The sequence below is a fragment of the Jidongwangia harbinensis genome (assembly GCF_020216025.1).
Classification (GTDB): domain Bacteria; phylum Actinomycetota; class Actinomycetes; order Mycobacteriales; family Micromonosporaceae; genus Actinoplanes; species Actinoplanes harbinensis.
The window spans coordinates 220714-234242 of the sequence record NZ_JAIWNC010000006.1 but is presented as its reverse complement, the minus strand read 5'-3'; the positions used below and the strand labels follow the sequence as shown (position 1 = coordinate 234242).

Annotated in this window: 10 protein-coding genes and 1 pseudogene; 7 read left to right on the top strand and 4 right to left on the bottom strand. The window is 72.6% G+C overall.

Translation table 11 applies throughout. The annotated features are described in order from the left end of the window. Positions 1-221: 221 nt before the first annotated feature. Positions 222-2324 (top strand): polysaccharide deacetylase family protein, encoded by a 2103-nt coding sequence (locus LDL48_RS11410; RefSeq protein WP_225255020.1) that lies wholly within the window; start codon positions 222-224, stop codon positions 2322-2324. On the opposite strand, the gene LDL48_RS11405 is transcribed toward LDL48_RS11410, so the two are convergent. Then, positions 2293-3129 carry an Fpg/Nei family DNA glycosylase gene (locus LDL48_RS11405; protein ID WP_225255019.1) on the bottom strand — a complete coding sequence of 279 codons (837 nt, stop codon included), beginning with the start codon at positions 3127-3129 and terminating at the stop codon, positions 2293-2295. The genes LDL48_RS11410 and LDL48_RS11405 overlap by 32 nt on opposite strands. Positions 3130-3259: 130 nt before the next feature. On the opposite strand from LDL48_RS11405, the gene LDL48_RS11400 reads away from it, so the two are divergent. The 4 genes from LDL48_RS11400 to rocD all read left to right on the top strand — a co-directional run bounded on the left by LDL48_RS11400 (position 3260) and on the right by rocD (position 6977). Continuing rightward, entirely contained in the window at positions 3260-3874 is a 615-nt protein-coding gene (locus LDL48_RS11400; RefSeq protein WP_225255018.1) for an ATP-dependent Clp protease proteolytic subunit, read from the top strand. A 107-nt stretch (positions 3875-3981) separates the two neighbouring features. After that, on the top strand, positions 3982-4644 hold the full coding sequence (locus LDL48_RS11395; RefSeq protein WP_225255017.1) for a hypothetical protein: 663 nt from the start codon (positions 3982-3984) through the stop codon (positions 4642-4644). Between the two features lie 303 nt (positions 4645-4947). After that, a complete protein-coding gene (ddaH, locus tag LDL48_RS11390; RefSeq protein WP_225255016.1) occupies positions 4948-5754 on the top strand; it encodes a dimethylargininase in 807 nt (268 codons plus the stop codon). Beyond that, positions 5751-6977: an ornithine--oxo-acid transaminase gene (gene rocD / locus LDL48_RS11385; protein WP_225255015.1), complete on the top strand. Its 1227-nt coding sequence runs from the start codon at positions 5751-5753 to the stop codon at positions 6975-6977. Before ddaH ends, rocD begins: the two co-directional genes overlap by 4 nt. A gap of 33 nt (positions 6978-7010) precedes the next feature. Here rocD and LDL48_RS11380 read toward each other — a convergent pair whose 3' ends face one another. Then, positions 7011-8153, bottom strand: coding sequence for an FHA domain-containing protein (locus LDL48_RS11380; RefSeq protein ID WP_225255014.1), 1143 nt, complete (start codon positions 8151-8153; stop codon positions 7011-7013). Between the two features lie 273 nt (positions 8154-8426). Here LDL48_RS11380 and LDL48_RS11375 point away from each other — a divergent pair, with 273 nt between their 5' ends. Together LDL48_RS11375 and LDL48_RS11370 are read left to right on the top strand one after the other, a co-directional pair. After that, complete coding sequence (locus tag LDL48_RS11375) at positions 8427-9212, top strand: SCO4651 family lipoprotein (protein ID WP_225255013.1); 786 nt, start codon at positions 8427-8429, stop codon at positions 9210-9212. A gap of 155 nt (positions 9213-9367) precedes the next feature. Then, positions 9368-10180: a LolA-like protein gene (locus tag LDL48_RS11370; RefSeq protein ID WP_225255012.1), complete on the top strand. Its 813-nt coding sequence runs from the start codon at positions 9368-9370 to the stop codon at positions 10178-10180. Between the two features lie 301 nt (positions 10181-10481). Here LDL48_RS11370 and LDL48_RS11365 read toward each other — a convergent pair whose 3' ends face one another. Together LDL48_RS11365 and LDL48_RS11360 are read right to left on the bottom strand one after the other, a co-directional pair. Then, positions 10482-11549: a 1-acyl-sn-glycerol-3-phosphate acyltransferase gene (locus tag LDL48_RS11365; RefSeq protein ID WP_225255011.1), complete on the bottom strand. Its 1068-nt coding sequence runs from the start codon at positions 11547-11549 to the stop codon at positions 10482-10484. Between the two features lie 371 nt (positions 11550-11920). Then, positions 11921-12736, bottom strand: a pseudogene (locus tag LDL48_RS11360) (patatin-like phospholipase family protein); the annotation flags it as partial. Between the last annotated feature and the right edge of the window lie 793 nt (positions 12737-13529).

Below are 13529 nucleotides of genomic sequence, written 5' to 3'. Positions count from 1 at the left end.
CGAACCGCTACGATGCCAGTAGATGCCCGAGGAACGCAATCAACTCCTTGATGGACTGCCGAAAGACACCGCTAAGTCGGCACACTTTCCGGTTTAGGACTTTCGCGCCCCGCGCCTACCGCGCGGCCCCCACCTGGCATTACTACTCATGGTCAAGTGATGATCACGGATGCGGTATCGCGTTTGATCTTGTAACCCGGTAGGCATAGCGGATGCCGCCGATGCCCTCCGACCCGATGGCGCCGGGCCGTGCGCCTCGGCACGCGGCCGAGACGGCATCGCATGCCGCGCGCGAGCGCGCGCGCAACGGCCGGCACCGGCGCCCGGAATCGCTCGCCGACAGCCCGCCCCGGAGCCGGAAATCCCACCGCGGCACGTCACTCGCCGACGCCCCCGCAGCGACCGCCGAAAACCGGCCCACTGCCGAAGCCGCACCGGCCACCGCGGCCTGGCCCACTGCCGAAGCATCACCGGCCACCGAAACCTGGTCGGCCACCGAAACCGCACCGGCCACCGCGGCCTGGCCCACTGCCGAAGCACCACCGGCCACCGAAACCTGGTCGGCCACGGAAACCACACCGGCCACCGAAACCTGGTCAGCCACGGAAACCACACCGGCCACCGAAGTCTGGTCGACCGGCGAGTTCTCGTCGGCCGAGTTCTGGGCGGCCGGCGACTCGTCGCGGTCCGCGGATCTCCCGTCCGCCGAACACTCCTCGACGGACCTCTGGGCAACCGGCGGCTCGTCCCGCTGGGAGATCCTCGGCGAACGCGAACGCGAACGCGAGAGCGGGAACGGGGACGGGAACGGGAACGGGAACGGCGGCGACGGCTCGGCCACCGGCGACCGGCGACCGAACGCCCCCGGCATCCGCGACGCCTGGGCGTTCGAGTCGACCAGCGAGTGGCTGCTCACCGCGCGCCGGTCCCGCGCCGCCGGCAGCCACCGGGCTCCCGACTCGCCCGCCGAGGCGCACCCGGCCGATGCGGCCATCTCCGCGGCCCGGGACGCGGCCAGCCGCCTGCAGCAGGACCGCGAGGCGAACGACCGCGCCGCCGAGCCGACACCCGCGGCGACCGGCCGGCACGCCCGCCGGCACGCGGCCGCGCAGAAGCCGGGCCGGCGCGCCGCGGCCCGGCACGGCAAGCACGCCCGCCCGGCCGATCCGCTGGCCATCACGGTGCGGCCGGTCCCCGCGGTGCGCGACGCCCTGAGTGACCGCCTCCGCGCGGCCGGCGCCGTCCGCGAGTGGGCGCTGTGGACCGGTAGCAGGACGCCGGCCACCGGCGCGCACCGGGCACCCGGCACGCTGCCGATCGAGTCATGGCTGCTCATCGGCAAGTCCCGCCAGCAGGCGTTGCTGGCGGCGCTGGTCGCGGTCGGCCTGGCGCTGGTGATGATCCCGGTGCAGCGCGGCGACGATGTCGACCCGGTCAACACGGCCGGGCGGTCCCCGGTGGTCGCGGACAAGCCGGCGAAGGCGCGCACCGAGGCCCCGCCGGACGCCGCCGAACCGGAACGCCGCAGTTCCCCGGCGAAGCCCGGCAAGCCGGCGGCGGCGAAGCCACCCACGCCGGGGAAGTCCTCGGCGGCGCCGGCCACCCCGGGCCGGCCGGCGGCTCCGGCGGCACCCGAGCCGGCCGTGGCGGTGCCACCGGGCGACGGGCCGGCCAGTTCGCTGCGGGTCACCGGGACCCGGGCGGTGGCGCTGACGTTCGACGACGGGCCGGACCCGGTGCAGACGCCCAGAATCCTGGCGATGCTCAAGGAGCAGGGCGTCAAGGCGACCTTCTGCGTGGTCGGCGCGCAGGCACAGCGGCACCCGGACGTGGTCCGGCAGATCGCCGCGGCCGGGCACACCCTGTGCAACCACTCTTGGGACCACAGCTTCACGCTGGGCCGGGAGAAGCCGGACGCGATCCGGGCCGACCTGGAGCGGACGAACGCGGCGATCCGGGCCGCCGTACCCGATGCCAAGATTCCCTTCTTCCGCGCGCCCGGCGGCAACTTCACCGAGCGGCTGGTGCAGGTGGCCTACGCCGACGGGATGGCCTCGCTCTACTGGGAGGTCGACCCGCGCGACTGGGAGCGCGGGAAGGACACCGACGCCGGGGCGCACGTCCAGAAGATCGTCACGGATGTACGCCGGACCGTGCGCCCAGGCTCGATCATCCTGTCGCACGACTACGACCAGCCGGAGACCGTCACCGCGTACGCGGAACTACTGCCTTGGCTGCGGAACAACTTCGAGCTGGGCGTGCCGACGGTCCCGCCACCGGCCGCGCCCGACGTCAACGCCTCCGCGCCGCCCGTGCTGCCGTGACCGGCTGACAGGTCGGACACCAGTACAGGTTGCGTCCCGCCATCGGGCTGCGGGCGATCTCCGTGCCGCAGACGTAGCACTTCTGGCCGGGGCGGCGGTAGACGTACACCTCGCCGCCGTGCCGGTCCACCCGCGGCGCCCGCTGCATCGCCTCCGGTGTGTGCGCGGTGTGCACGGTGTCGATCCGGCCGCGCGCCACCCCCTCCTTCATCAGCGCGCGCAGGTCCTCCCACATCTCGTGCCAGCCCTGCGCGGAGATGCCGCGTCCCGGCGTGGTGGGCGCCAGGCCGGCCCGGAACAGCACCTCGTTGGCGTAGATCAGACCGCAGCCGGCCACGATCGACTGATCCAGCAGCAACGCGAACACCGCCCGGGTGCTGGTGCCCAGCCGCGCGTAGGCGGCCGCCGGGTCGGCGTCGTCGCGCAGCGGGTCCGCACCGAGCCGGGAGCGCAGCGTCACCACCTGCGGCGGGTCGAACACCTCGCAGGCGGTGGGGCCGCGCAGGTCCAGCCAGTGCCGATCGGTGGTCATCCGCAGGCGGACCTGGCCGACCGGCTCCGGCACCGGCGGCTCGCCGTCCGTGAAGCGCCCGTACAGACCGAGATGGATGTGCAGGGTACGGCCGGTGTCGAAGTGGTGCAGGAGATGCTTGCCGTACGCCTCCGTATCGACCAGCGTGTGCCCGGACAGCGACGCGGCCCCGGCGGTGAAGCGACCTTGCGGACTGCTCACCGCGACCCGGTGCCCGGCGAACAGTTCCCGGTGGCGGACGGCGAGGCGGTGGATCGTATGTCCCTCTGGCACGACACGAACCATATCCGCGAGCGTCACGGTTATGCCCACAGCGGATTCGCCCACAGGAGAATCGCTGGGCGTCCGTCCCGGGCGGGGGGAAGCTGACAGGGACCGGCGAGCCAGGTGAGAGGGTAAGTCCATGAGAGTTGACGAACAGGTGATGCGGACCGGCGGCGCATCCTTTGACGACCAGGTCTTCGAGCGGCTGCTGCGCGAGCGGATCATCTTCCTCGGCAGCGAGGTCAACGACGAGGTCACCAACCGGATCTGTGCCCAGCTGCTGCTGCTGGCCTCGGCCGACAGCGAGAAGGACATCGCCCTCTACATCAATTCACCGGGCGGTTCGATCAGCGCCGGCATGGCGGTGTACGACACGATGCAGTACATCAAGAACGACGTCGCCACGATCGCCATGGGCATGGCGGCCTCGATGGGCCAGTTCCTGCTCTGCGCCGGCACCCCGGGCAAGCGGTACGCCCTGCCGCACGCCCGGATCATGATGCACCAGCTGGCCGGCGGCATCGGCGGCACCGCGGCCGACATCGCCATCCAGGCGGAGAGCATGCTGCACATCAAGAAGACCATGAACGAGCGGATCGCCTTCCACACCGGGCACACCCCGGAGGAGATCGAGCGCGACTCCGACCGCGACCGGTGGTTCACCGCCGAGGACGCCAAGACGTACGGGCTGATCGACCACGTGATCCGCAAGGCCACCGACGTCGGCGCGTCCGCGTCCCCGTCGATGGTCTGATCGCCGGGCCGGGGGCGGGCATCGCCGGCCCGCCCCGGCACCGGTGTCATACCTCCCTCATCGGGGTATAGCGATAGGACATCCCCGAGTGATCAGGAGGTGCTGACGTGAGGCTTCCGACGTTCTCCCGCCAGTCCGGACCGGATAACACCGACCAGGAGCGCCCCACCGTCGCGGTGCGCGACCGTAACCCCGGCGCACACTCGGTGGCCGCCCCGAACGACGCCACCACCACCCGCTTCACCAGCGCGGGCGGGGCCGCCGCCGAACGAGCCTCCGCGGGCCGGGCCGCCGCGCACGCCGAGCGTGCCGCCGCACCCGCACCCGCACCCGCGCACCGCGCCGCCACCGACCGCACCGAGGTCGAGCGCGCCGCCGCCCACCGGGACACGGACCGCACCGAGGAACTGGCCACGGTCGACCAGGACCGGGTCCCCGCCGGTCCCAAGCCCCGGGCCAGCCTGCTCGCCACGCTCGGACTCGTCCTCGCCGTGGCCGCCGCGCTGCTCGTGCTCTCCGGGCCGCTGCTCGGTTACGGCATCGGCGTGGCCGGGCTGGCGCTGGTCGTGTCGCTGGCCGGCCTGCGGGCCACCCGCCGCCGGCACATCGCCGGCAAGACCGACGCGCTGATCGGCACCGTGCTCGCCATCGCCGCCGGCACGGTCGGCGTGCTCGCCCTGATGGGCATGCTCACCTGGCTGGGCACCGACATGCAGCCCGTCAATACCCTGCGAGAGTGGCTTGACGCACAGTTTGTGGACCGCTTCTAGGGGTATCCCCATATTTGCCGAGGGCGATGCGCCCGAAGCGAAATCGGAACCGGGACGGCCATCCGCCGGGCCCGCCCCGAAACCATCCGGCGATGCGCCGGAAAGCGCGGAACGATCCGGCCGGCGAACACCGTCGACCGGCAGGACACGACCGCACACGTCGTCCGGGGGTGGCGCATCAGCGCCGCCCCCGACGCATGCGCAACGAATCATCGCCGGCAGCGCCGAGCACGCAACGTTCGGCGCCCTCGCGCATGGTTGATCCGGCACGTATGCAGGGCTTTCCCGCATACCGTTTCTCCCATGACCACCGACGCCGCGCCGCGCACCTACCTGATGTGCCGGCCGACCCACTTCGCCGTGACGTACCGGATCAATCCGTGGATGGACCCCGCGGCGCCGTACGACAACGCGCTCGCCGTCCGCCAGTGGGAGACCCTGCGGCAGACGTTCCTCGACCTGGGCCACACCGTCGAGCTGATCGAGCCGCTGGCCGGGCTGCCCGACATGGTCTTCGCCGCGAACGGCGCCACCGTCGTCGACGGCACCGTGCTCGCCGTGCAGTTCCGCGACGCCGAGCGGGCCGACGAGGCCCCGGCGTACCGGGCCTGGTTCGAGTCCCGTGGCTTCGAGGTGCACGACGCCAAGCACACCAACGAGGGTGAGGGCGACATCCTGCTGGCCGGGGACGTCCTGCTGGCCGGTACCGGCTTCCGCACCGCGCACGCCGCCCACGCGCAGGCCCAGGAGGTGTTCGGCCGCCCGGTGATCACACTGCAGCTGGTCGACCCGGCCTACTACCACCTGGACACGGCGCTGTGCGTGCTGGACGACCGGACCGTGGCGTACCTGCCGGAGGCGTTCTCCCCGGGCTCCCAGGCCGTGCTCCGCCGGCTCTTCCCGGACGCCGTGCACGCCACCGCGACCGATGCCGCCGTGCTCGGGCTCAACGCCGTCAGCGACGGCCGTACCGTGGTGCTGCCGGTCCAGGCCACCGCACTGACCGCCGCGCTGCGCGAGCGCGGATACGAAACCGTGGGTGTCGACCTGTCGGAGTTGCGCAAGGCCGGCGGCGGACCCAAATGCTGCACGCTGGAGGTGCGCTCATGACGACCGTGGACATGCGTACGCCCGCCGCCCTCGCCGAGGCGGAGCGGTGGACCGCACACAACTACCACCCGCTGCCGGTGGTGATCGCGGACGCCGAGGGTGCCTGGGTCACCGACGTCGACGGGCGCCGCTACCTGGACTTCCTGGCCGGCTACTCGGCGCTGAACTTCGGGCACCGGCACCCCGCGCTGATCAGCGCCGCGCACGCCCAGCTGGACCGGCTGACGCTGACCAGCCGGGCGTTCGTGCACGACCAGTTCGCCGAGTTCTGCCGCCGGCTGGCTCAGCTGTGCGGCAAGGACCTGGTGCTGCCGATGAACACCGGCGCCGAGGCGGTGGAGACCGCGATCAAGGTGGCCCGCAAGTGGGGTTACCGGGTCAAGGGCGTGCCGGCCGGGCAGGCGAACATCGTGGTCGCGGAGAACAACTTCCACGGCCGGACCACCACCATCGTCAGCTTCTCCACCGATCCGGACGCGCGGGACGACTTCGGGCCGTACACCCCGGGCTTCACGATCGTTCCGTACGGCGACGCCGGCGCGCTGGCCGACGCGGTGGACGACCACACCGTGGCCGTGCTACTCGAACCGATCCAGGGCGAGGCGGGGGTGCTGGTGCCGCCGCCCGGCTACCTGGCCGCGGTCCGGAAGACCTGCACCGAGCGCAACGTGCTGTTCATCGCGGACGAGATCCAGTCCGGGCTGGGCCGCACCGGCCGCACGTTCGCGATCGAGCACGACGACGTGGTGCCCGACATGTACGTGCTCGGCAAGGCCCTGGGCGGCGGCATCGTGCCGGTGTCCGCGGTCGCCGCCGACGCCGACGTGCTCGGCGTGCTCGAGCCGGGCCAGCACGGCTCCACGTTCGGCGGCAACCCGCTGGCCTGCGCGGTCGGCACCGAGGTGGTCAAGCTGCTCGAGTCCGGCACCTTCCAGCAGCGCTCGGCGGCCCTCGGCGAACAGCTGCACGCCGGCCTGTCCGCGCTGATCGGCCACGGCGTGATGGCGGTACGCGGGCGGGGCCTCTGGGCCGGCGTCGACATCGATCCGGCGTTGCTGACCGGGCGGCAGGCGTGCGAGCGGCTGGCCCAGCGGGGCGTGCTGGCCAAGGACACCCACGGGTCCACCATCCGCCTGGCGCCACCGCTGGTGGTGACGGAGGCGGACCTGGGTCAGGCGCTCGCCGCCGTCAAGGCCGTCCTCGACGAGGCCCGGGCGGGCTAGCGCTCGAACTCGCCTCGACGAGGCCCGGGCGGGCTAGCGCTCGAACTTGCGGATGGCCATGGTCGGGGCGTCGGCCATCACCGAGGCGGGCTGGCTGACGCCGCCGGTGGCCCACATCCGGGCGCGGCCGACGTTCACCCCGGCGTACAGCTCCACCACGTCCTCGGCGGCCAGCTCGCGGACCTCGTCGCGGGCGAGCGTGACGCGCTCGTCGTCGTCCAGCGAGCCGGCCGGCCGGACGCCGGTGCCGTTGGTGGAGACGTCCTGCACGGTCAGTTCCGTGCCGGCCAGGGCGAACTTGGCATGGCCGCGGCTGATCCACTTCCGGGCGTCGTCGGTGAGCCACTGGCCGAGCATGACGCCGCCACCCTCGGGGGCCCGTCCGACCACCACCGGCTGGCCCTCGCTGACCACGAAGCGCTGCCGGATGACGCCGTCGATGCGGACCGACAGGACCTCGACGCGGGGGCGCGGACCGGCGTCGCTCAGCTTCGTGCCGTGCCGCGGGCAGCAGGGCACGCCGGCCCGCAGCGTCGCCGGCGGCTGCGCGACCGGGCTGATCACCTTGCGCATGTCGGCGAACGGGCTGTCCGAGTCGCCGCCGCCGAAGGCGCTGCAGTTGGACTCGGGGCACCGCCACACCCGGGCGAGCAGTTTCGCGCCCATCGGGGACGGGTCCGCCACCGGCGGCACCTCGCCGCGACCGACCCGGGCCACCAGCACCGGGCCGCCCGCGCCGGGCACCGCGGCCAGCAGCCGGCCGGGTTCGTCGACCCAGGGCCGCCCGTCGCGGAACTGCTCCGCGCGGGACCGGGTCAGCACCGGCAAGCCGAGCAGCTCGGCCACTTCGAGCACGCGGTCGCCGACCTCGGGCACGACCTCGACCACGCCGTCGTCGGCCCAGCGCCGGACCACCATGCGTTCGTTGGAGGTCAGGTCGGCGTCGGAGAGCAGCCCGCGGGGTACCACCGCGTACACCGGGACGTTCTCCTCGGCCACGTGCCGGCCCAGCGCGTCGATGACCTGGCCGAGCCGCAGCATGCTGGCCGGCCGGCCGCCGTCGAGATCGGCGTAACGCACGATCTCGGACAGATCAACCACGGCCCGGGCCAACGCCGGGTCGGTGGTGAGCCGGGCCTCGATGGCATCGAGGACCTTGCTGACCTCGAATCTCACGGATACTCCCTGTACGTGCGCGGGCCGCTACCTGGGGCCATCATGCCGCCTACGCCCCGGTACCGGAAATCGCTTCCACCAGCTCACCCACCTTAGTGCCCGGCTCGGCTCCGCTCACCGTCCGCGTCCGTGGCGACCCGGATTCCTGCCCGTCGATGACGCCGGCGGCCGGAAACCGGGGCGGACGTTGTCGCACCTCTCGGATACCGTGGGCCGGACATCGTGGCGTCGACCCGCCCCGGGCGGCGGCACCACCCCACGGGGAGGGTATTGATGAGGAATCGACGGCTGGCCATTGCGGGCCTGGCGCTGGTGGCCGCGCTCGGTCTGACCGGCTGCGGTCCGAGCGGCACCTCGACCGGCGGGTCGGGTTCGGCCCCGGCCGCGCAGAGCACCAAGCCGGTGGACCCGGCGGCGGAACTCGCCGCGGCGGCCACCAAGCTGAGCACCGAGTCGCTCAAGATCAAGATGAAGTCGGCGGCCGGACTCAGCGTCGACGGCGCTTCCAGCGTCGGCGGCGAGCAGATGCAGATGAAGATGACGCTGGGCGTGGGCGGGTCCGAGGACACCACCATGACCATGCGCAAGGTCGGCAACGACGTGTACATCAAGATGGACGGGGCGCTCGGGTCCGCGCTCGGCGCCAAGGCCGACAAGTGGATGCACGTCGACGCGTCGACGATCCCCGAGGGCAGCCCGTTCTCGATCTCTGGCGGCGGCCCCACCGACGCCAGCAAGATGATCGCCGCCACCCAGAAGGTGGAGAAGACCGGCGAGGGCTCGTACAAGGGCGTGCTGGACATGACCAAGACGCCAAACTCCAACGACAAGGCGCTGGAAGCGCTCGGCGCGAAGGCGAAGGCGGTGCCGTTCACCGCGAAGACCGACGCCGAGGGACGGCTCACCGAGCTGGCCATCGACACGGAGTCGCTGATGGCCGGCGCCGGCAAGATGACGACCACCTACTACGACTTCGGCACTCCCGTCTCCGTCAAGGCCCCGCCGGCCAAGGACGTGCAGGAGATGCCGAAGTCGATGCTGGGCGCGGCGAACGCCTGATCCACGGAGGGCGGCCGGGCCGGGACAGCCCGCCCGGCCGCACTCTCCGTGGTGTCGCGATGTCCCCTCGTGTCCGTTTGCCGTTTCGCGTCACCGGGCACAACAGGCCGTGGCCGGAGTCGCCAGGACGGCCGGCACGTTAGGGGAGGACAGCGATGCGGACACGACGACTCGCCGGATCGACGCTGGGGGTCTTGGCCGCGGTCGCGTTCGCGGTCTCCGGGTGCGCCGAGGGCGGCGACGCGGGCACGCCCGGCGCCGGCACCACGTCCGGCGCGCCCAGCCCGAGCGCCAGCACCGGGACCGCCGACCCGGCCGCCGCCGAGGCGCTGGGGAAGGCAACCGCCGCGCTCGGCAACACCAGCTTCAAGGTGACCATGACGTCCGGTCCCGGCTTCCAGCTGACCGGCCTGATGGACGCGCCCAACGGCAAGGCCACCGGAGAACTCGCGGTGACCGGCACGAACGCCGAGATCAAGGTCAAGACCCTGATCATCGAGCAGGACCTGTACGTCCAGATCCCCGGCATCACCAAGGGCTCCACCTGGACCCACGTCGACGTCTCCCGGCTGCCCGAGGGCGCCAACGTCGGCCTGCGCCCCGGTCAGATCGACCCGGCCAACACCGCCGACCTGCTCGCCTCCAGCACCGACGTGCAGCAGGTGGATCCGCGCAGCTACCGCGGCACCCTCGACCTCACCAAGGCCGCCGGGATCGCCGGCCTCGACCAGGTGACCGTGGACGGCTACGGCGCGGCCGGACAGAACGTGCCGTTCACCGCCGGGCTCGACGACCAGGGCCGGCTGTCCGCGCTGACCATCCAGCTGCCGGCCGCCGCCAACGGCCAGCAGGCGCAGCCGCTGGAGGTGCTCTACACCGACTACGGCACCACGGTGAACGCCCAGCGCCCGCCGGCCGGGCAGATCACCGAGGCCCCGAACGACCTGTACACCAGCCTGGGCGGCTGACCCACCCCCTGGCATGCTCCCCGGCCCGCAGGCAGACCGCCTGCGGGCCGGCTCATGTCCGGCGCCCAGCGGCCGGCTCCCAGCGGTCGGCTCCCAGCGGTCGGCTCCCAGCTCCTAGCGGCCAGCGGCCAGCGGCCAGCCGAGTGAACCGGCTGAGCGGCCCGGTCTAGGGGCCCGACCGAGCGGCCCGGCCCACAGCGGGTTGACCCAGAGCGGGCTGACCCGAAGCGGGCTGACCCATGGCGGGCTGACCCATGGCGGGCTGACCCATGGCGGGCTGGCCAGTGGGCCAGCCCCGCGGTCAGGCGTCTGCTGAGCTGCGGCTGGCCGACCGGGACCGGCCGGTGCCCGATGGGTACGCCGCCGGCTGATGTTCCTCGATCCATGCGTCGATCCGGGCCCACCAGTCGTACAGCCAGGTGATGCGGTCCGCCTCGGTGGCCGGAACCTCCTCCGGGGGCACGCTCCAGAACCGCATCACCAGCCGCTTGTCCATGGGCAGCTCGCGCCACACGTCCGCAACGGTGAGCATCCGGTCCAGGCCGGTGTGCGCCACGAAGATGACCCCCGCGTCCGGCGCCGCATCCAGCGCGGCGAGCAGGCCGCCCGGTTTCGGCGGCAGCACGTTGCGCAAGTTCTCGGCACGTTTCGCAAGGTCACGCAGCCCGCGCCGGCGCAGCCCGGCAATCGCCCGAACCCGTCGGCGCGGGGAGAAGTTACCGCCCTCTGGAAAGATCACGAAGGCGTCGTTGTCGTCCAGACCGGTGGCCAGGTCACCGATCTCCTGCTCCAGCGTTCCCGTGCCGGTGCGGCCGGGCGAAATGAAGCGGTTCGGCAGCCGGTTGAGCAGCACGTCGACCGCCGGGTCCCACTGCAGCGCCGCCTTCAGAACGATCCGCGGTTCCCGGGCGAACCAGTTGACCAGGGCGTCGATCAAAATGAACGAGTCGCCCGGCCCGGCGTGCCGGCTGACCACGATCTCCGGCCGGCCGGGCAGCGCGGTGTCCGGGTCGGTGCCGACCACGTCGATGGACAGATGCAACGACCACCGGGCCACCCAGAACAGCATCGCCAGGAACCGGCCGGTGAGCACATAGTGGGCGCGCTGAAAGGCGGGCGACCGGATCTTCCAGCCGAACCCGGAGGCGATCCACAGCGCGGTCAGGGCGACGAGCGCGGCGGCGTCCCAGACCACGTAGACGATCGCCAGCCAGATCAGGCGGGGCACCCGCAGGCGGCCGGGCACGAACGGCGAGGCCGCCACGGCCAGCAGCAGCCAGGCCGGGAGCGTGGTCAGCAGCACGAGCGCGAGCGCGACGACGACCGGCCCGAAGACCAGCCGCCGCACCCAGACCGGAGGCAGCGACATCAGGCGTCCCCACCCGAACCGGCCGACGGCGGATCGGCGGGCCAGGGCTCGACCGGACGCGGATCAGCCAAAACCGGACCAGCCGGCGACCGACCGACCAGGCGCGGATCAACCGGGACCGGATCAACCGGGACCGGATCAGCCAGGACCGGATCAGCCAGGACCGGATCAGCCAGGACCGGATCAGCCAGGACCGGATCAGCCAGGACCGGATCAGCCAGGACCGGATCAGCCGAAACCGGATCAACCGGGACCGGACCTGCCGGCGACCGACCGGCCAGGACCGGATCAGCCGAGACTGGGTGGGCCTGCGACGGATGGGCCGGCGACGGATCCGCCGGGCGCGGATGCCGCGGCGGCGCGACGTGGTCGGCCAGGTAGCGGCGGGAGGCGGTGTAGGCGCGGCTGATCCGGCGGCCCACCGCGGCCATGTCCCGGTACGCCCACGGTGTGTCGTCCCGGCCCTCGCCACCGCCGCTCGGCAGGACGTGCACCTCCACGCCGGCCGGCAGCGCGGCGATCTCCCGGGCGAACCGGTGCCGCCGGGCAATCTCGAAAGCCACCTGGGCCACCTCCCACGGCCGGCGCGGCACGGTCAGCGGGCGTTCGATCCGGCCCACCTGCAGTACGAAGATCAGCCGGGCGCCGACGTAGACCGCCTCGCCGATCGGGATCGAGTTGACGATGCCGCCGTCCACGAAGTGCTCGCCGTCGATCTCCATGGGCGGCAGCAGCCCGGGCACCGCGGACGACGCCACCACCGCATCGACCAGCGGGCCCGCGTCGAACCAGTGCTCGGCGGCCCGCTCGATACTGGCCGCGCAGCACCGGAACGGGATCTTCAGATCGGCGAACGTGGAGTGCTCCCCCAGCTCGTTCTCCAACAGCCGGCGCAACGGCAGCGGCGAGTGCAGGTGGGTGCGGGCCGCGAACCGGCGGACCTGGCGCCCGATCGAGTCGCCGTACACGGCTGCCGCCTCCGGCGATGTCCAGAGCCGGACCAGCCGGTCGGTCACGCCCTCGCTCGGGTCGGCCGCGACCAGCGCGCCGTTGACCGCCCCGATCGACGTGCCAATCACGTGGTCCGGCCGGTAACCGGCGCGGAACAGGGCGCGCAGCATCCCGACCTCGACGGCGCCCAGCACGCCACCCCCACCGAGCACGAACGCCACCGGACCGTCGACCATGCGCTCATCGTTTCACGATCCGGCCCGACCACCGAAAACAAGATCCGGTGACCCGGCCGAGCCGACAGCAGCGGTACGGACAGTCCGCGGCGCGGCACCGGCTGGCACCGGCGGAGCGGGCGGTCGAGCGAGCCACGGGTACGCCCTGCGCGGCCAAGCCAGCGTGACCAACGTGCCGTCGCCACGCTGCTCTGGCTCCAGCCACGTCGCAGGCCTATGTTTTCTCGGGATGCCATGCGCCGCGACGTCGTTAGCCGGCCGCCGCCGCTTGAGGCCGCCGCCGCTTGCGGAGCCTGGCCGCGGCTGAGTGTGGATCTCGGGTGCGGTGGTCGCCGGGTTTCCACACATGGGGCGGGCGGTTGCCGGGCTTCGCGCGTGGAGCGGGCAGTTTGCCGATTGCGTGCGTAGGGCGCGTCAGTTGCCGTCCGGGGCGCGCGGGGCGCGGCAGTTGCCGGGCGGGCGCGGGCGCGGCAGTTGCCGGGCGGGCGCGGGGCGGCGCAATTTGCCGAGCGGGCGCGCGAGGGCGGCGCAATAGCCGACCGGGCGCGCGAGGGCGCGGCAATTGCCGGATTGTGCGTGAGTGTGGGGCGGTCGTCGCGCGTGGGTGTGGATTTGGGTGCGGTGGTTGCCCGAGTTCCACACGTCGGAACGGACCAGCTGGCGCGCGTGGAGTTCAGGCGCGGTAGTTGCCCGAGTTCCACACGCCGCAACGGACCAGCTGGCGCGCGTGGAGTTCAGGCGCGGTAGTTGCCCGAGTTCCACACGCCGCAACGGACCAGCTGGCGCGCGTGGA